We start from the raw sequence: 17,989 nt of genomic DNA on the forward strand, positions 1-17,989 counted from the left end.
AAAATAGAACCTAAGGTCCTAAAAGTTAAAATTTTATATCATTTACTTGAGCGAGAATATCCTCGCGAGTAATCGCTCCCTGGCGTAGAATACGAGCTTTTTCTCCAGACAAGTCCAGAATAGTTGAATCCTGACCTGTCAGAGCAGGATCATCTTCTACTCCCGAGACTTGCTCTTGAAAATCCATCATAATCTGCTGGAAAGAAGTTCCACTGGCTTTTCCAGAAAGATTGGCGGATGGACCAATCAAGGGACCATACTTACGAATCAAGTCCAGGGTAACTGGATGCTTAGGAATCCGAAAACCCACGGTTTCCATACCTGAGTTTATCCAAACAGGCACCTGGTCATTGGCTTGGAGGATAATAGTCAAAGGCCCAGGCAAAAAGGCTTGGTAGAGTTGATCCAGATAACTGGGCGGGTTCTTAGAAAAAGCATAAATCTCTTCCAAGCTAGCCACATTGAGATTAAGAGCCTTGTCACGAGGTCTTCGTTTTAATTCGTAGACTCGTTCAACCGCCTCTTGATTCAAAGCCTGAGCAAAGAGGCCATAAACAGTTTCTGTCGGCAGGACAACTGCTCCGCCTGCTGCCAGAGTCTTTTCTATCTTATCCATTGTCAACCGCCACCATTCTATCCTTGCCAAATCGATCTTTCAGGACTCGGATTCGTTTTTGGGGAAAAGATTTTTTCAATAACTCCCTGACACCGTCTCCTTGCTTGTAACCAATTTCCAGATAGATTTTTCCTTTTTTTGTCAGATGGTCTCCTGCCTGCTCGGCTATTTTCCGATAGACGGCATAGCCATCTTCCTCCGCAAAGAGGGCCATGTGAGGCTCTGAGGTCAAAACGTTAAGTCCGACTTCGTCTTTATCTGCTTCTGAAATATAGGGCGGGTTGGAGACGATAATGTCAAAGTTCCCACTGATTGCTTCAAAGCAATCGGATTGGATAAAAGTGAGGCTGAGTCCGCATGACTGAGCATTTTCTGTTGCCAAGGAAAGAGCATCGCCAGAGAGATCAGAAGCAGTAATTTGCCAGTCTGGACGGCTGTTTGCCAGTGTCAGAGCAATGGCTCCGCTACCCGTTCCGATATCCAAGATAGACAGAGAGCTTTCGCGATTTTCTGACAAAATCAGCTCCACTAGCTCCTCTGTCTCAGGCCTTGGAATCAACACCCGCTCGTCCACCTTGAGAGTCAGGCCGTGAAAGTCACTGCTGCCAATGATATACTGGGCTGGCTTGTGAGCAAGCAGCTGCTCTTGAATTGCTTTTAGCTGTTCACGGTCTTCCAGACTGACTTCTGTCTGAAGTTTGAGAACAAAGTCGGTAAAGGAGAGCTTATTGAGAGCTCGATAAACGAAAGACAGGCTTTCTGCTTCTTCTCCCGCTGCTACTAACTCCTGCCCTAGCTCCGCCAAATATTGAGCCAATGTCATTATTTATTCAGCTCTTCTAGTTTTTGCGTTTGGTCATAGAGAACCAGAGCATCAACGACTTCATCCAATTTACCAGCTAAAATCGTGTCCAGTTTTTGCAAGGTCAGTCCGATACGGTGGTCTGTCACCCGGTTTTGCGGGAAATTATAGGTGCGAATCCGCTCCGAGCGATCGCCTGTACCAATTGTGGACTTGCGCTCTGCATCCTGCTCATCTTGAGCGATTTGAGCAAAGTGGTCTGCTACGCGGGCTCGGATGATTTTCATAGCCTTATCCCGGTTCTTCTGCTGGGTCCGCTCTTCCTGCATTTCAACCTTGATATTAGTTGGTAGATGGACGATACGAACCGCAGTCGCAACCTTATTGACGTTCTGTCCGCCAGCACCTGAAGCATGGTAGATATCCACCCGCAGATCTTTAGGATCAATGTCGTATTCTACTTCTTCGATTTCTGGCATAACCAAGACAGTTGCCGTCGAGGTGTGAACGCGACCTTGGCTTTCAGTCACAGGAACCCGCTGTACACGATGAGCGCCAGATTCATACTTAAGCTTTGAGTAGACCGACTGACCTGAGACCATAGCGACCACTTCCTTGATCCCGCCTACACCATTATAAGAGGCCTCCATGACTTCGAAGCGCCAGCCTTGGCTTTCAGCGTATTTTTGATACATCTGCAAGAGGTCTCCTGCGAACAACTGTGCTTCGTCTCCTCCTGCAGCCCCGCGGATTTCAAGGATAATATTCTTATCATCATTTGGATCTTTTGGTAAAAGGAGAATTTTTAGTTTTTCTTCGTATTCCTCTTTTTCAGCCTTGGCATCTTTAAGCTCTTGCTTAGCCATTTCTTCCAAGTCAGCATCACCAGAGGCGTCTTTTATCATTTCTTCAGCGTCTGTGATGTTTTGCAGGACTTTTTTATACTCACGGTAAGCTGTCACTGTATCGCGGGTGCTGGCTTCTTCCTTAGAAAGCTCCATAAAACGCTTGGTATCGCTGACTACATCAGGGTCGCTTAGGAGTTCACCAAGTTCTTCATAGCGATCTTCAACTGCTTGTAACTGTTCATAGATGTTCATAGATTTTTCATCATCTCCTTTGTTTCTATCGTCGGATTACTTAATGTCGGGGTTAAAATAATGCTTACGGCATACTGAGATATAGGTCTCGTGGCCGCCAATTTTGATCTGCTCACCATCATAAACTGGCTTTCCGTTATCAGTCCGTAAAACCATGGTAGCCTTACGAGAGCAATATTGGCAAATAGTTTTAATTTCCTCAATCTTGTCAGCCAAGAGCAAGAGGTGCTTGGAGCCTTCAAAAAGTTCATTGCGAAAGTCGTTTTTAAGACCAAAAGCCATAACCGGAACATCCAGCTCATCCACCACTCTAGCCAAATCATAGACATGATGGCGTTTCAAGAACTGAGCCTCATCAATCAAAACGCAATAAGGCTTCTCAGGCAGCTGCTGAATATAGCCAAAAATATCCGTCTGATCTTCAATAGCCATAACATTCCGCTTCATACCGATGCGACTAGAAACAACCCCAAAACCGTCACGAGTATCAACAGCTGAGGTCATGATGACTACGCTTTTGCCTTGCTCTTCGTAATTGTGGGCCACTTTCAAAATTTCAATGGTCTTGCCCGAATTCATCGTGCCATATTTGTAGTATAACTGAGCCATAATTTAAATCTTTGCTAATTCACTATCTCCATTTTTACTTCACATTATTTTACCATAATTCACTACTCTTTAAAACCTCAATTGTGATAAAATAATAATAACGAAATAAAGGAGGCAGAAAATATGCCATTTGTTAGAATTGATTTGTTTGAAGGACGCACTCTAGAGCAGAAAAAAGCTCTCGCCAAGGAAGTAACTGAAGCCGTTGTCAGAAATACAGGCGCACCTCAGTCTGCTGTCCATGTCATCATTAACGACATGCCAGAAGGAACCTACTTCCCACAAGGTCAAATGCGGGAAAAATAAAAAAGACAAGCCAGCAGGTTATGGAGATTTAACCTGCTGGCCTTTTTCTTTATCATTCAGGAATGAAATTCACCATTCATTCTTCTATCAGAAAACCAAGTCGTAAGGAGACTCCAATTTGTCCGCTAGACTGGCTAGAAACTCTGCTGCGGGCTGACCATCTACGACTTGATGGTCAAAAGTCAAGCTGAGCGGCAGGAATTTCTGCTCGTAGACCTGTCCTTGGCTATCAAGAGCCAGCGACGTTTGCAAGGCACCAACTCCTAAAATGGCTACTTCTGGTGTATTTAGGATAGGAGTGAAATATTCAATGCCTGCTCCCCCGAGATTGGTAATACTGAAGGTTGAACCTGAGTAAAGAGCTGGATCTAAAGTGCCTTTACGAGCTTGATTGGCTTCCGTTTTGATAGCTAAGCCCAAGTCAGCCAGCGTTAGCTTATCCACGTGACGAATGACCGGAACCACTAAACCATCACTAAGTGCCGTCGCGATACCAATATGAATATCTTCTACTTCCTGATATTGACCATTAAAATACCAAGCATTGAGCTGAGGGTGATCTTTCAACGCCTTGGCAACAGCCTTTGTAAGCAGAGTTGTGATGCTGATTTCGCCATTTTCTAGTGGAGAAGCGACCTTATCCTTCATATCCTGTCTAAAGGCTATCAGCCGACTGATATCCACCTTACGATGCAAGGTCACCTGAGCAGATGCCTGGAGACTATTCATCATCCGCTCTGCAATAGTCTTGCGCATACCTGTCAATCCTGCACCATAGTCAACTTGACCAGCATGCTGAAGGACTGCTGAGCTACTTTCAGGTGTTTGGTTTGGAAGCGCCTCTGGTTTATAATTTTCCACATCTCGTCGGGTAATGCGGCCATTGCCTCCCGTTCCTGAAATCAAGGAAATATCATATCCTTTTTCCTTAGCAATTTTGCGGGCCAGCGGCGTGATGAAAATACGTCCATGTTCACTGTTTCCGACAGAGTTGGAACTTGCTGTCGCAGTTTTTTCTGCTAGTTCAGGTTCTGCATCAGCGGCCTCTTGCTCACTTTCTGACTGGTTCGCAGAGGCTCCTCCTGCTTCCATACCTAGAATAGATTCTCCTGCTTCACCAATCCATGCAATTACTTTCTTGCACGGGACAGTATCGCCCGCCTGACTGATAATTTTTAAAATCACTCCTGCGCTTGGTGCTTCTACATCGCTGGTCAATTTTTCAGAACTGATTTCCAAGACAGGCTGACCAGCAGCTACGGTGTCGCCTTCCTTGACCAGCCAGTTATTTATCAAACCTTCGGTCATTGTTAAGCCTAGCTTAGGCATTACAATTTCTGTAGCCATACTTGCCTCCCTTCTATCTCTTCAGATCGTCAATCAATTCTGCAGCAACAGTCAGAACCTTATCAGCATTAGGGATATAGAGCTGTTCCAGATTCACAGCAAACGGCACTGGCACATTTGGCGCGCAGACGCATTTTACCGGACCATCAAGATAATCAAAGCATTTATCAGTCACTACAGCTGCAATATCCGTCGCTGTGTTATTGTGAGGGTTGGATTCATCAACGATAATCAGTCGTCCAGTTTTCTTGACTGATTCAAAGACAGTCTCCTCATCCCAAGGAGCTACTGTTCTCAGGTCAATTACTTCGACCGAAATACCATCTTTTTCCAAGCGATCCGCTACCTCATAAGCAACATAAAGCATTTTACCGATAGTAACGATAGTGAGGTCTGTTCCTTCACGGCGGACAGCAGCCTTTCCAATTGGAACTGTATAATATTCTTCTGGCACCTCTCCCTTGATACCATAGAGAGTCTTATCTTCTGAATAAATCACGATATTGTCGTCTTCAATGGAAGCCAGCAGTAACCCTTTAGCATCATACGGAGTTGCTGGAACAACTACCTTAATACCAGGAATGGAACCAAAGAGACCGTAATATGAGCCCGAGTGCTGAGCTGCAGCTGAAGCTCCTGCCCCATGCATGGTCCGCATTGTCATCGGAACCTTGGCCTTACCGCCAAACATATAGCGCATTTTTGAGCCTTGCCCCAGAATGGCGTCAAAGCAGAAACCGATAAAGTCATTGAACATTAGCTCCGGTACTGGTCGTAAGCCAGTCAGAGCCATTCCAACAGAAGCTGACACGTATCCGTGCTCAGAAATCGGAGTATCAATCACCCGCTCTCGGCCGTATTTTGGCATGAGTCCCTTGGTTACACCCATTACACCGCCCCAAGCATCTTCGTTTTCTTCTTCCAAATGCTTGACTGTTACACCGCCAGCAATATCTTCTCCCAGAAGGATTACGGTGTCATCTTTTGCCATTGCCTGATCCAGCGCCTCATTGATTGCTTTCATAAATAACAGTTGTCTAGCCATTTGATCAACCTCCTTCTATCAATCAGCAAATACATCTTCTAGCAGAGACTCGCAACGAGGAATCGGACTGTCTTGAGCAAATTTAATAGCTTCTTCCACATCCTTTCGAGACTCCTCTAATATGGCATCAAGTTCCTCTTCAGTCAAGAGGCCATGCTCAATAGCGTAGTCACGGAAGACATCTAGAGCATCCACATCAGCCCAGTCTTTTTCTTCACCTTCCAAAGCCTTATACTTCTGCTCATCCCCTTCAAAGTGACCATGATCGCGATATGTTACAGCTTCAATTAAGGTAGGTCCTTCACCTCTACGAGCCCGCTCTACAGCTTCCTTGGCTACTTGGTAGACAGCGAATAAATCCTTACCATTAACCCGAACGCCGGGCATATTATAAGCAGCCGCTCTCTCGGCAATGGTGCCAGACGCTGAAGAATACCATTGCGGTGTCGATTCTGCAAAGAGGTTGTTTTCATTGACAAAGATAACTGGCAGTTTCCAAATTGATGCCATATTGAGACATTCGTGGAAATTTCCTTCATTGGCCGCACCGTCACCGAAGAAGCAGACAGCCACACTATCGGTTTTCAAGTACTTGTTGCGCATAGCAGCACCGGTAGCTAGACCAAAGCCTCCGCCAACCATACCATTGGCACCGAGAATTCCCTTGTCCAAATCGGCGATGTGCATAGATCCGCCTTTTCCTTTTCCAAGTCCAGTCTCCTTGCCAAAAATTTCTGCCATCATTCCCTTTAAATCTCCGCCCTTAGCAACACAGTGACCGTGTCCCCGGTGAGTACTGGTAATATAGTCCTTGTCTGTCAGATTGGCACAGACGCCAGTAGCAATCGCTTCCTCTCCAGCATAAAGGTGAACAAAACCAGGAATCTGTCCTGCAGCAAAGAAACGCCGAGTATTTTCCTCAAAATTACGGATATCCCACATGGTTTTATACATGGTCTTGGCTTTTTCTTTGGAAACCTGCTCTACTTCAACTTCAGTAGCATCATAGACTTTTAAATCTACTAGCTCTGATACAGCACTTTGGTTTCTTGTTTTGCTCAATTGTTGTGGTAAATCTTTATAATTTGACATATTTTTACCTCCTCATTAATCGTCCTGAACGAGTCTTTTAGCGACCTCTTGTATTAGTTCTGATGTGGTAGGATGAGCAAAAACTGTTTCAAGAACTTGATCCAGCGTTGCTTCAGCCTGCCTCAGCAAAATCAAATTCTGCAGAAGATCTGTACCGTTCGGACCAACGATGACTGCACCTAGTAGAAGATGGTATTTCTTTTCTGAGATTAGCTTGACATAGCCCTCTGTCTCACCTATAGCAATTGCCCGCCCATTATAAGAGAAAGGCAGCTGTTGAACCTGAACATCATATCCAGCCTGCTCAGCCTCATCCTTGCTGAGACCAAAAGAAGCTACTTCAGGACTGGTGTAGAGCGAACGGGGGACACCGAGCGGATCAACTGCTTCTTCAGCTCTCCGGCAGATAGCTCTCACAGCTTTTATTCCTTCTGCGCTAGCTACGTGGGCAAGCATATAAGATTCTAAGAGATCACCAATAGCATAAACATGCTCTTTGGATGTTTCGTAGTATTGATCTACCTTGACAAAATTACGATCTGTCAAGGCTAAACCCATATCCTGTGCTAGCTCTAGATTTGGTTTGCGGCCAGTAGCGACCAAAAGATGGTCAAAAGCAACTTGTTCGTTCTCAAGTAAGACAGAATTAGCAGTTACTTCCTTTATCTGCGCTCCCTGATAAATCATCACCCCCATTTTTTTTAGTTTCTTTTGAATCACATGCCGCGCTTCAGCTTCTTCGGTCAAAAGAATTTCTGGCGCAACCTCGATAACAGTAACAGCAACACCCAGAGGAGCCATAGCAAAAGCTAGCTCAATTGCGATAACGCCACCTCCGATAATGACTAACTTCTCAGGAAGCTCCCTCAAGTCAAAAAACGTATCCGTCGTTAGATAGTCAACCTGTCCCAATCCCTTGATAGGAGGCACAAAAGGATAACTGCCAGTAGCCAAAATCACATCTTTGCCACTGATTTCTTTACCATTGACGGAGAAAGTTCGGTCTTTGACAAACTTGGCCTGACCTTCTATATACTCAATGCCTAAAGACTTAAAGCTAGCATGAATTCCAGATTGTAAACTGGCAATAACCTGGTTCTTTCGGTCTACCAATTTCTCAAAATCAATCCTTTCAAGCTTGCTCTCAATCCCATAACGTCTGGCTTCCTCCATTGTCAGTAACCAATGACCATGCTGGAGATAGGCCTTAGACGGTATACATCCTACATTCAGGCAGGTTCCGCCGATAGACTTCTTTTCTACTACGGCCACCTTCTTACCCAAACGAGCTGCTTCTTCAGCAGCTACATAACCACCCGGTCCAGCACCGATAATCAAAACATCATAAACAGACAAAACAGGCCTCCTTTCATAAAATGCAAAGGGTGCTCCAACAATCAAAATGATTGCTGTCGGCTATAGATACAAAAAAGTATCTCATTATTTATTCATATATCTAAGACTCATCTCGAAATCTTAAAATACAGTCTGCTCTAAAAAAGATAAACCTCCTTTCTTCATTTTTCTTTGTCTATATATAGTAAGCGCTTACTTTCCGAAAGAAACTTATACCAAATAATTAAAATCCAGTTGCCCATCTTTCAAACTGACATGAACTGTCATTTCAGTTGTTTCCTTATTTTCGACCAAATAACGAGCCAAAGGTGTTTCTAGATAGCGCATAATGCTTCTTTGAATAGGGCGAGCACCAAACTCTGGCTGGTAGCCTTTCTGGGCTAAAAAAGCATAGACTTTTTCGCTCAGATGAAGCTGAATCTTCTGTTGTTTCAGTCTCTCCTGAAGTTGCCGAACCAAAATCTTTACGATATTGACAATATCTTCTGCCCTTAGAGGGTTGAAAATAACCGTCTCGTCAATCCGATTTAAAAACTCTGGTCTAAAGCTATGTTGCAGCAAGGATAGAACTTCATCCTGCGTTTCAGAAGTCAGTCCCTGTTCACTTTTGAGACTTTCCAAAATCTGCTGGGAGCCAATATTGCTTGTCATAATCAAAATAGTATTTTTAAAGTCAATAGTACGGCCTTTAGAGTCTGTCAAGCGTCCTTCGTCCAAGACTTGCAGCAGTGTGTTGAATACATCCGGATGGGCTTTTTCAATCTCATCCAGCAAGACAATCGAATAAAGCCTCCTACGAACAGCTTCTGTCAGCTGTCCTCCCTCTTCAAATCCGACGTAACCTGGTGGCGGACCAACTAAACGAGCTACAGCATGTTTTTCCATGTACTCAGACATATCCAGCCGGACCATTTCCAGCTCATTACCAAACAGCCGCTCAGCAAGGGATTTTGCCAGAGCAGTTTTCCCGACTCCAGTCGGCCCCAGAAAGAGAAAGGACCCAATAGGACGCTTTGGATTTTGAATTCCTGCTCTCGAGCGCAAAATCGCCTCCGAAACCTTTCGAACAGCTTGGTCTTGCCCTACAATTCTCTGGCGCAGGAGCTTGTCTAGATTTAGCAGGTGTTCGCGCTCATTGTCCATGATTCCCTTTCACAATCAATATACTAGAAAAAATGTAAGCGTTTTTCATGTTTTAATCTAATTTTAACAAAAGATTGTGAAAAAAAGAGCACTAATTTATCCTAAAGGGACAAACCAACACTCTTTAATTTGTAATATTTTTAGCCAAACGATTAAGCCGCCACTGAAAGAGAATGCCACTCGTCACCAAGCTGGCAATGAGACCAATCCAGTATCCATAAGGGCCTAAACTAGTATAGTAATCTAAGAAGAGCCCCAGAGGCAGCGAAACTCCCCAATAAGCAATCAAACCTAAGTAAAATGGCACCTGAGTATCCTTGTAGCCCCGAAGAATGCCCTGCAAAGGAGCCGCAAAAGTATCTGCTAATTGGAAAAAGAGGCTGTAGGTCAGAAAAACAGATGTCATACGGATAAACTCGGTATCCGAACCATAGAGAGCAGCCACTCGGTCGCGGAAGATATAGAGAAAGAGAAAGGTAAATCCAGCAATGCCCAAGGCCGTCAACCGCCCAAGTTTACAGAATTTCTTAACATCGTCAGGACGATTGGCTCCAATTTCATAAGAAACGATAATAGACATTGAGGTTGAAATACTCATAGGAAAGGCATACATTAAGTTTGAAAAATTCATGGCCGCCTGATGGCTGGCAATGATTAGTGACGAAAACTTAGCCATGACCAAGCCAACAACCGAGAAGATCACAACTTCTGCAAAAAAAGTTCCACCGATAGGCAGTCCAAGTCGAATGCCTTCGATGAAGCCCTTTTTATCTAGCGGTCGAATCTTCCACAGCTCATAGGTTCGGACTTTTGGATGTTTGACTGCTACTAACAAGGATATGAGAAGCAAAACCCAATAAGCCAAAGAAGTCCCAAGTCCGGCTCCAGCTCCGCCCATTTCTGGAAAACCAAATGCTCCGTAGATTAGGGCATAATTAAAAGTGCCATTCAAAGGTAAAAGTAAGAGCATGAGATACATGGAAAGCTTGGTCAACCCCAGAGCATCAAACAGAGAACGAATGGTGCTAAAGAGCAAAAGAGGGATAATGCCGAGCGCTAGATACCAAAGATAGTTCTTTGCCACTTCTTCTACCAAAGGCTCTAGGCCAAGGTGAGACAAAACTAGAGGAGCGCCCACAAATACCAAGGCAAATAAAATTAGCGATAGCCCCAAAGAAAGATAAATAAACTGATAAAAATCAGAAGCAATCTTTTCTTTTTTCCCCTGCCCTAAATGGTGCCCGATTATGGGTACCAAGGCAGACACAATCCCTATCAACAGGTCGAAAAATGGAATCCAAAGACTAGTTGCCATAGAAACACCAGCCAGATGCAAGGTGTCATACTGACCAGTCATGGTCGTATCAACAAATGAAGCAGAAAAATTGGCCAGTTGGTAGATCAAAATTGGCAAAAAAATAGAAATAAAGAGCCGTATCCGCTGATTTAAATTATGAGTTTGGTGCATAGAAATCCCTCAAAAACTTTTTCTACCCAAGTAAAATCAATGATCTTAGATTTTAGAATATCAACTATCTTTACTATACTATAAGCCAGACAGATAGTCAAAAGGAAAAGGAAATTATATATCTGCCTCGGTGAAGACAATCTGCCCTTTATCAAATCCTGCGATTCGCGCCAAAGAAAGGACACGATAACCAGCAGTTTCCAAAAGTTGACGGCCACCCTGAAACGATTTTTCAATGACAATGCCAACTGCCTCAACCTGGGCTCCTGCTTGCTCAATAATGGTGATCAATCCCTTGGCTGCCTGACCATTCGCCAAGAAATCGTCAATAATCAGCACTTTATCATCAGAGTTGAGAAATTTCCCAGCAATCGAAACGGTCGAAGTCACTTGCTTGGTAAAAGAATAAACTTCAGCCGTCAAAATCCCTTCTGTCATTGTGATGTTTTTGGCCTTCTTAGCGAAAATCATTGGTAGACCCAGTGCCTCTGCTACGTAAACAGCCGGAGCAATACCAGAAGCCTCAATGGTCACTACCTTGGTAATTCCTGCATCCTTTACTGCCTCCGCAAAGACCTGGCCAATCTCTTTCATCAATGAAAAATCAACCTGATGAGTCAGGAAAGAGTCAACTTTCAGGATATTTTCACCTAACACTTGTCCATCTCTGAGAATCCGTTCTTCTAATTTTTTCATTCGTCTTCCTTTCCAAAATCCATCTTGATTCTAGCAGAAAAAGCACAGATATCCGTGCTTTCCCTTTACTCTTTTTCGTTTTTATTCTCGGTCTTTTCTTCTTCTCCAGCATGATTGACTGCTTTTTTGAATTCTGAAAACATTTTACCGATAGACTGTCCCAGTTCGGGCAGGCGTTTTGGTCCGAAAATAAGCAGGGCGCCCAGAATAATAATGATTACCCCAGGTACTCCGATATCTTTTAAAAGTCCCATTAATTTCTCCTCGTTGATTTTCTTTGATAAATGATGCGACTGAGCAAGGTGCTGACTTCATAGAGCAAAATCAAAGGCACTGTCATAGACAAGTCGCTGATAAAGTCGGCGGGTGTCAGGACAACTGCTAAAACCAGCAAAATGAAGTAAGCGTATCGTCTATATTTTACCAAAAATTTCGGATTGAGCAAACCGATAGAAGTCAGAAAGGACACAAGAACTGGCAGCTCAAAAAGGCAAGCAATCGGAATAGTGGTATGAAAGACGAAACTAAGATAATTCTGTGCTGTTAACCGTGTCTCAAAGAGACCCTCCCCCAGCGACAGTAAGACCTGCAAAATAGCCGGAGTTACAAAGTAAAAGCCGAAAGCCAGCCCCAGAACAAAACAGAGAAAGGTAGCCGGGATATAAGCGAAAACAGCCCGAGCTTCATTGGCCCGCAAAGCTGGTCGGACAAACTCCCAGACCTGATAAACCAAAAATGGCAAGGTCAGGGAAAAAGCGACCAGACTAGCCAGACTGATATAAATCCAAAGGATATCATCCGGCCCCAGTACCAGCAGCTTCTGCTCAAAATTACTAGTCAGCCATCGATAAATATCAGCCGAAAAAAGCAAGCTGGCCAGAAAAACTATGAAGAAGCAAGCCAATACCGCTAGAAAACGTCGTCTGAACTCTGTCAAATGCTCAATAATAGTCTGCTCTTTTTTATCCATGCTGCTGCTCGCTTTTCTGATTTTTAAAGCTAACATAAACGACTAGCAGGATAAAGAGGGCCTGACTAACTACCACTTCTAGGCTTGGATAAATCCCCATCCAGTCCACTGTCACAAAGCCATTGATTAGGTGAGTCGGTAGGATATTGGTCAGCTGAAGGGCATGGATGCTGACGCCCAGCATTTTAAAAGCCAGAGCATAGATGAGCCAGGTCAGCCAGAAGAAAATGCTGTGTGGCTTAAGAAGACCAGACGCCTTGCTCATGATAAAGGCCAGCAAGACCAAGACCAGAACAGCCAAGCCGATTCCCAAAAGGAAATCAGTCATAGTGATGCGCGGCAGAATTCCTGCATAAAAGAGGATAGTCTCAGCCCCTTCACGGAAAACTGCCAGAAAGCTAAGAGCAAACATGGAAAGAAAACTGCCTGTGGCTGTTACAGCCTTCATTTGGCTTTCCATGAAGTCATTCCATTTCTCAATAGATGCCTTGCTGTGTAGCCAGATACCAACTAATATCATCATGGCGACAGCGAAAATTCCCACTGCACCCTCGATAATCTCACGATTGGATCCAGAAGCAACTGCTGGGAAAAGAAACTCCAATAAAGCTGCAATCACAGCACTGGCTAGAACTCCACTCGCTGCGCCGGCATAAACCCATTTGAGCCCTTTTTTCATCTTAGAGGCTTTCAGAGTCGTTATCAAAGCCATGACGATCAAGAGCGCTTCTACACCCTCACGCAATAAAATCAGCATAGCATCAAAGAAATGATAGGAAGCTGTCGTGTCAATCTGGGACAGCTCACTAATCAAGGATTCTAGCTGCTTTTGATACTTCTCTTCGCCACCCTTGACCATAATAACAGGTGTCTGACTCTCAACCTTGGTATAAAGCGAAGGATTATTGACGCTAACATCTCCTTCAATCGTTGGCCAAATGGTGATGAACTCTTTCATCTTGGCAGCAGCCTTTTTATCATCTCCGCTTTGAAAGAGACTCAAGGCTTCCTCTAGGAGCTTAATTCCATCTTTCAGCGTCAGATTGCCAGCAGCTTCTTGGACTTTCTCACCTTTGACAAAATTATCAATGGCGGCTTTCAAATCATCAAAAGAAGACTGAATCATGTCAAAGTCAGTAGGCTCCGTCTCAATGGCACTGCGCAGAAATGAAATGGCTGTTTCTACCTTGCCGTAATGGGCTGTGCTGTTGTCTCGGACCACGCTTTCATTGGTAGTCCAGGTGCTATTCATCTTTTTGTATGCTTCTCTTGTCGCTTCTAAATCCTTAGCGCTAATGGCCTTTTGTAGGTTTTCAAATTTGGGCTCTAGCTTACTGAGAAGTTTCTTTTTCTCAGCCTCTAAGTCGACCGGATTCTGCTCTTTCTCAAATTTCAAGAGGGCCGAAGAGATCTGTGTCAGCTTCTCCTCAGTTACCTGACCCGATAAGTCTAGTGCCTTGCTTACCTCTTGTCCCGCTGCAGAGTCGTGATTAGCTACCCTTTCAAAGTCAGTCTTGATTTCTCCGACTAGCTGCTTGGCTTTTTCCTGGTCTTTCTGTTTGACCGCAGTGCTGGCATCAGTGATTTTGACAAATAAACTGCTGTAACTCTCGTCCGCTAAAACCGGCTTAGCCAAAAAGATCAGCAAGAGCCCCAAGACAAGTAAGCTTTTATTCAAATAATTTTTGACCAAGGTATTCTCCTTTTTTCACTCCACCAAAGCAAGCAAACAAACCACTACCGATATGCGTGACGTATTCATTCATCTTATCTTGAGCGCCTAGATTAGTTAGAACTTTGACAAAGCTGTCTGGATCTTTCTGGAAGGAAAGAAAGAGTAAGCCTGTGTCGAACTGACCAGTAGTTTCATCAATCCCATCCGAGTACGAATAAGACCGGCGATATATAGGCTTATCAACCTCCTTGGCCAGACGGACGTGTGAATCCTCTGGCAGCAGGTCCAAGTCAACCTCGTCAAACTCGTCTTTCTTGCCAAAAGGCGCTCCGCTATCTTTATAGCGGCCAAAAGTGTTTTCCTGCTCCTGCAGATTGGTCCGGTCCCAGGTCTCAAGGAACATCTGGATCCGGCGGACAGCCATGTAAGAGCCGCCCTGCATCCAGTCCTTGCTATCGCACCAAATGACCTTGTCGAAGTCTTTTTCCTTGGTCACATTGGCTGTGCCGTCCTTAAATCCAAAGAGATTACGAGGCGTTGATATCCGGTCTCCGATAGCAGCAAAGCCTGACTGACTCCACTTCATAGTGATGGCATTTCTCCCCTTACGGACCAGATTGCGAACTGCATGAAAGGCCACCTGCTCATCATCCGCGCAGGCCTGAATGACAATATCGCCACCCGTATATTTTTCTTTAAGCTGCTCCTTTGGAAAAGGCGGCAAATCACGAAAAGCTTTCGGTCGTTTGTCTGACAAGCCCATTTTTTTCAGAAAAGAGGCTGAGACCCCAAAGGTCAAAGTCAATCGATAAGGGTTGAGACCAACAGTTTCTCCAGTATCCGTTGGCGGCAAAAGAGCATTGGAATTATCTTTTTTGACCAATTCTCCATTTACCAACTTCTCGCTATAGGCTGTCCAGTCCTTAAAGAGCTGGATAATGGCTTCCCTATCTGTCGTATGCAAATCCAACACAACAAAGTAGATATTCTTCTGCATTGGAGTTGTGATTCCCGCCTGATGCTCCCCGTAAAAGCTGATTTCTTCCTCACCGTCAGCGAATTTCTTATCTTCCTTGGCCTGATTAGCGAAAAAAGCAGATGCACCAGAGACACCCAGTGCAAGACCAGCGCCTCCAATCCCTGCTTTTTTAAGAAATTCACGACGATCCATCTTTTTATTAAACCATTTTTCGTCGTTTGTCATATGATTACTCCCCGTTTAGAATGACTCCCATTTGTGAAAGAGGCTCACCCAGTTTGGTCACAGCTTCCGCCAACTCTTTGGTGTCTTCTTTTGTCAATTCTGTATAGAGTTTGTAGTTTTCCGAGTCAGTCATGTGCTTGTCTAAGAGACCGTTGACGTTTTTAAACTCAAGTTCCAAGGTCTTGACGAGTTTCTCGTCCTTATCCTTAATCAATGGCTTAAAGAGCTCAAAAATCTTTTCTGCTCCTTCAATATTCGCACGGAAATCATAGAGATCTGTATGGGAGAACACCTCTTCCTCGCCTGTAATCTTGCTGGTTGCTACTTCATTGAGCAAGTCAACAGCGCCTGTCAACATCATATCCGGAGTCACTTCAACTGTTGCGATTTTAGCTTTTAGCTCCTTGATATCGTTGACCAGCTGATCAGCATAGCTTTCAGTGCCCTTGGTCGTATTTTGCTCCCACATGATTTTTTCGATGCGGTGGAAACCAGACCAGCCTTCTTCGGTCTTGTTTTCGTCCACATAGTCGACTAAGCGGAAGTCAATTTTAACATCTGATTCACCAAAGCTCTCAGCAATCGGCTCCGAGCGCTCGTAGGCCATCCGGATAAGTGGATATTGCTTTTTAGCCTCATCAAGCTTGCCTTCTTTAAGAGTATCACGAAACTTCTCCGTATCTGTCAGGAGCTGATCGATTTGTCCTTGGACAAAAGATTTGTAATCCGCTGTCGCCTTGTCCAATTCTTTCTGATTGACAGCCGTTTGGCTGCTGGACGCTTGACTGCTTGAGTCAGTCTTGTTTGTAGAATTGTTGGCTGCACAGCCAGTCAGTAAAATTGCCGTTGAAAATAGGACGATGCCAAGTTTTTTCATGGTGACTCCTTTGTTTTCTCTCCTAGATAGAGATTATTTCCTGTAAATTATACCAGTTTTTCTCTTATATTTCAAGAAATTGTCTGACAATTTAATCAAAAACTCTATATTAAGACCATTAAAGCAGCTCTTCTTTGATTTTTCCGATTTCCGTCTTTTTCAGCACCAAGTAAATCGTATCTCCCAGATAGAGGCGCGTGCTACCATTGACCGTTTGAGTCTTTCCCTTGTGGACATTCATGGTAATCAAGACCCCATCAGGCAAGTTTAGCTCATGCACCTGCCGACCAGCAATCTTTTCAGAAACAGGGATTTCAATTAAAGTTGTATCTCCCTGGTCCTCGATACTGTCTGGTAACATTTTTTCCAGCATGGCTTCATAGACTGGCGCTCCTTTTAGCAGATCCATGATAATGTAAGCAGTCAGAGTGACCAGTCCCAGCGGCATGAGATTACGGATGTCACCGACCATCTCTGTGACCAGAATCATGGCTGTCAGTGGAGCCTTAGAAATGGCACCGAAGTAGCCACTCATACCCAGAATAATGAAAATCGGAAATTGCTCCTGAGAAATCAAACCTAGCTGCAGACAGACCGCCCCCATTGCTCTGCCAAGCAGTGAACCCAGAGCAAGGATAGGCAGGAAAATACCACCTGGCAGCCCGCTTCCGTAACTCAGCATGCTCCAAACAAAACGCAGAACAAAAAACAAGAGCAAGGTTCCCACAGTATAATGACTAGCGGTCAAGGATAAAATCAACTGATTGCCCCCACCCAGCAAGTGAGGCAGGAAATAACCAATCGGAAGAATTAAAGCAAAGGCTAAAATAGGATAATAAGCTTCTGAAATTCGAAACAAGCGCCCCAAAAACTGGTAAACCTGTTGAATATTCAAAATGACTTTCTCATAAATATAGCCTGACAAGCCCAGCAGCAAGCCCATGACTAGGTAGATCCAGTACTGCTCCAGCTTCATGACCGGGATATTATCCGGCATCTCCAGCACTGGCGTCAGTCCAAACATGGAGAGTGAGACAAAGTTCGCAACTAGACTGGCCGCTAGCGTAGAAACCCAGAAAAAGCGTGAAAAATGGCGGTAAACTTCTTCTACCACGAATAGCAGTCCTGCGATTGGTGCATTAAAAGCTGCTGCTAAGCCTGCCGCCGCACCGCTAGCAATGAGTGCTCTCTCCTCGGCGGCACTCAAATTCAGAAATTTAGAGACGCCTTTGCCGCTCATAGCACCCAGCTGAATACTTGGCCCTTCTCGCCCCAACATCAGACCGCTAGAAATGGCTAAAATCCCCAATACAAACTTCTTCCAGAGAACACTCCACCAAGAAAGCGACATCAGGCCTTTCAGCTCTGCTTCGACCTGCGGAATACCTGATCCTTTGATATTTTTCTCCGACTTTACCCAGCGAGCGTTGAGCAAGACGATGAAAGCATAAAGGAACACCAAAGCCAGCAACCAAAGCATAGACTGCTGACTCCAATGGTAGACATCCTGCACTAAATGAAAGATTTTTTCAATCAGAAAGCGAAAAACGCCCACCACCAGTCCAGCAAAAATCCCAACTAAAACACCACGCAAAACCTGGGAAATAATCGAATGAGTTGCGAAATTAAATTCTCTCTTGATGTCGTCCTCACGTGAGCTAACCTCTTTTGTCATTCCCAATC

The 17,989-nt window shown here is 44.5% G+C and carries 17 protein-coding genes and 1 pseudogene; 1 reads left to right on the plus strand and 17 read right to left on the minus strand.

The window, feature by feature from the left end; genetic code table 11:
* Positions 1-25: 25 nt before the first annotated feature.
* The 4 genes from HMPREF9378_RS07825 to HMPREF9378_RS07810 are packed head-to-tail and all read right to left on the minus strand — an operon-like array spanning position 26 to position 3,127.
* Entirely contained in the window at positions 26-616 is a 591-nt protein-coding gene (locus tag HMPREF9378_RS07825) for an L-threonylcarbamoyladenylate synthase (RefSeq protein ID WP_002900381.1), read from the minus strand.
* Positions 609-1,439, minus strand: coding sequence for a peptide chain release factor N(5)-glutamine methyltransferase (gene prmC, locus HMPREF9378_RS07820; RefSeq protein ID WP_002913573.1), 831 nt, complete (start codon positions 1,437-1,439; stop codon positions 609-611). The genes HMPREF9378_RS07825 and prmC overlap by 8 nt, the downstream gene beginning before the upstream one ends.
* Positions 1,439-2,518 carry a peptide chain release factor 1 gene (gene prfA / locus HMPREF9378_RS07815; RefSeq protein WP_002895522.1) on the minus strand — a complete coding sequence of 360 codons (1,080 nt, stop codon included), beginning with the start codon at positions 2,516-2,518 and terminating at the stop codon, positions 1,439-1,441. Before prfA ends, prmC begins: the two co-directional genes overlap by 1 nt.
* 36 nt (positions 2,519-2,554) lie before the next feature.
* Entirely contained in the window at positions 2,555-3,127 is a 573-nt protein-coding gene (locus HMPREF9378_RS07810; protein WP_002900383.1) for a thymidine kinase, read from the minus strand.
* A gap of 105 nt (positions 3,128-3,232) precedes the next feature.
* Here HMPREF9378_RS07810 and HMPREF9378_RS07805 point away from each other — a divergent pair, with 105 nt between their 5' ends.
* Positions 3,233-3,433 (plus strand): 4-oxalocrotonate tautomerase, encoded by a 201-nt coding sequence (locus HMPREF9378_RS07805; protein WP_223310287.1) that lies wholly within the window; start codon positions 3,233-3,235, stop codon positions 3,431-3,433.
* An 87-nt stretch (positions 3,434-3,520) separates the two neighbouring features.
* Here the strand turns inward: HMPREF9378_RS07805 and HMPREF9378_RS07800 are convergent, their stop codons facing one another.
* From HMPREF9378_RS07800 to HMPREF9378_RS07740, 13 genes and pseudogenes are all read right to left on the minus strand, one after another.
* Positions 3,521-4,780: a dihydrolipoamide acetyltransferase family protein gene (locus tag HMPREF9378_RS07800; RefSeq protein ID WP_002900385.1), complete on the minus strand. Its 1,260-nt coding sequence runs from the start codon at positions 4,778-4,780 to the stop codon at positions 3,521-3,523.
* A gap of 13 nt (positions 4,781-4,793) precedes the next feature.
* On the minus strand, positions 4,794-5,825 hold the full coding sequence (locus HMPREF9378_RS07795; RefSeq protein WP_002895536.1) for an alpha-ketoacid dehydrogenase subunit beta: 1,032 nt from the start codon (positions 5,823-5,825) through the stop codon (positions 4,794-4,796).
* An 18-nt stretch (positions 5,826-5,843) separates the two neighbouring features.
* The gene (locus HMPREF9378_RS07790) at positions 5,844-6,917 is read right to left on the minus strand and encodes a thiamine pyrophosphate-dependent dehydrogenase E1 component subunit alpha (protein ID WP_002900386.1); all 1,074 of its coding nucleotides are present in this window, start codon (positions 6,915-6,917) and stop codon (positions 5,844-5,846) included.
* Positions 6,918-6,932: 15 nt separating this feature from the next.
* Positions 6,933-8,273, minus strand: coding sequence for a dihydrolipoyl dehydrogenase (lpdA, locus tag HMPREF9378_RS07785; protein WP_032909540.1), 1,341 nt, complete (start codon positions 8,271-8,273; stop codon positions 6,933-6,935).
* Between the two features lie 210 nt (positions 8,274-8,483).
* Positions 8,484-9,425: pseudogene (locus HMPREF9378_RS07780) on the minus strand (AAA family ATPase); the annotation flags it as partial.
* 115 nt (positions 9,426-9,540) lie between these two features.
* A complete protein-coding gene (locus HMPREF9378_RS07775; protein WP_002895540.1) occupies positions 9,541-10,884 on the minus strand; it encodes an MATE family efflux transporter in 1,344 nt (447 codons plus the stop codon).
* Between the two features lie 114 nt (positions 10,885-10,998).
* Positions 10,999-11,580: a xanthine phosphoribosyltransferase gene (locus HMPREF9378_RS07770; protein WP_002895541.1), complete on the minus strand. Its 582-nt coding sequence runs from the start codon at positions 11,578-11,580 to the stop codon at positions 10,999-11,001.
* Between the two features lie 65 nt (positions 11,581-11,645).
* A complete protein-coding gene (locus HMPREF9378_RS07765; protein WP_002895542.1) occupies positions 11,646-11,834 on the minus strand; it encodes a twin-arginine translocase TatA/TatE family subunit in 189 nt (62 codons plus the stop codon).
* Entirely contained in the window at positions 11,834-12,550 is a 717-nt protein-coding gene (gene tatC / locus HMPREF9378_RS07760) for a twin-arginine translocase subunit TatC (RefSeq protein WP_002895543.1), read from the minus strand. Before tatC ends, HMPREF9378_RS07765 begins: the two co-directional genes overlap by 1 nt.
* Positions 12,543-14,243, minus strand: coding sequence for an FTR1 family iron permease (locus HMPREF9378_RS07755; RefSeq protein WP_002900389.1), 1,701 nt, complete (start codon positions 14,241-14,243; stop codon positions 12,543-12,545). Before HMPREF9378_RS07755 ends, tatC begins: the two co-directional genes overlap by 8 nt.
* Positions 14,221-15,429, minus strand: a complete 1,209-nt coding sequence (gene efeB / locus HMPREF9378_RS07750) for an iron uptake transporter deferrochelatase/peroxidase subunit (RefSeq protein WP_002900390.1) — start codon at positions 15,427-15,429, stop codon at positions 14,221-14,223. Before efeB ends, HMPREF9378_RS07755 begins: the two co-directional genes overlap by 23 nt.
* 4 nt (positions 15,430-15,433) lie before the next feature.
* Complete coding sequence (efeO, locus tag HMPREF9378_RS07745) at positions 15,434-16,306, minus strand: iron uptake system protein EfeO (RefSeq protein WP_002900392.1); 873 nt, start codon at positions 16,304-16,306, stop codon at positions 15,434-15,436.
* A 118-nt stretch (positions 16,307-16,424) separates the two neighbouring features.
* A complete protein-coding gene (locus tag HMPREF9378_RS07740; protein WP_002900393.1) occupies positions 16,425-17,981 on the minus strand; it encodes a ClC family H(+)/Cl(-) exchange transporter in 1,557 nt (518 codons plus the stop codon).
* Positions 17,982-17,989: the final 8 nt, after the last annotated feature.

Origin of the sequence: Streptococcus sanguinis SK1 = NCTC 7863, from assembly GCF_000194945.1 — a bacterium.
GTDB lineage: Bacteria > Bacillota > Bacilli > Lactobacillales > Streptococcaceae > Streptococcus > Streptococcus sanguinis.

What these genes read in the sequence shown, in the direction of transcription:
- HMPREF9378_RS07790 (WP_002900386.1), bottom strand. Translation starts at nt 6,917, where the DNA reads ATGTCAAATTATAAAGATTTACCACAACAATTGAGCAAAACAAGAAAC.
- HMPREF9378_RS07775 (WP_002895540.1), bottom strand. Translation starts at nt 10,884, where the DNA reads ATGCACCAAACTCATAATTTAAATCAGCGGATACGGCTCTTTATTTCT.
- HMPREF9378_RS07770 (WP_002895541.1), bottom strand. Translation starts at nt 11,580, where the DNA reads ATGAAAAAATTAGAAGAACGGATTCTCAGAGATGGACAAGTGTTAGGT.
- efeB (WP_002900390.1), bottom strand. Translation starts at nt 15,429, where the DNA reads ATGACAAACGACGAAAAATGGTTTAATAAAAAGATGGATCGTCGTGAA.
- tatC (WP_002895543.1), bottom strand. Translation starts at nt 12,550, where the DNA reads ATGGATAAAAAAGAGCAGACTATTATTGAGCATTTGACAGAGTTCAGA.
- HMPREF9378_RS07825 (WP_002900381.1), bottom strand. Translation starts at nt 616, where the DNA reads ATGGATAAGATAGAAAAGACTCTGGCAGCAGGCGGAGCAGTTGTCCTG.
- efeO (WP_002900392.1), bottom strand. Translation starts at nt 16,306, where the DNA reads ATGAAAAAACTTGGCATCGTCCTATTTTCAACGGCAATTTTACTGACT.
- HMPREF9378_RS07810 (WP_002900383.1), bottom strand. Translation starts at nt 3,127, where the DNA reads ATGGCTCAGTTATACTACAAATATGGCACGATGAATTCGGGCAAGACC.
- HMPREF9378_RS07800 (WP_002900385.1), bottom strand. Translation starts at nt 4,780, where the DNA reads ATGGCTACAGAAATTGTAATGCCTAAGCTAGGCTTAACAATGACCGAA.
- HMPREF9378_RS07765 (WP_002895542.1), bottom strand. Translation starts at nt 11,834, where the DNA reads ATGGGACTTTTAAAAGATATCGGAGTACCTGGGGTAATCATTATTATT.
- prfA (WP_002895522.1), bottom strand. Translation starts at nt 2,518, where the DNA reads ATGAACATCTATGAACAGTTACAAGCAGTTGAAGATCGCTATGAAGAA.
- prmC (WP_002913573.1), bottom strand. Translation starts at nt 1,439, where the DNA reads ATGACATTGGCTCAATATTTGGCGGAGCTAGGGCAGGAGTTAGTAGCA.
- HMPREF9378_RS07740 (WP_002900393.1), bottom strand. Translation starts at nt 17,981, where the DNA reads ATGACAAAAGAGGTTAGCTCACGTGAGGACGACATCAAGAGAGAATTT.
- HMPREF9378_RS07795 (WP_002895536.1), bottom strand. Translation starts at nt 5,825, where the DNA reads ATGGCTAGACAACTGTTATTTATGAAAGCAATCAATGAGGCGCTGGAT.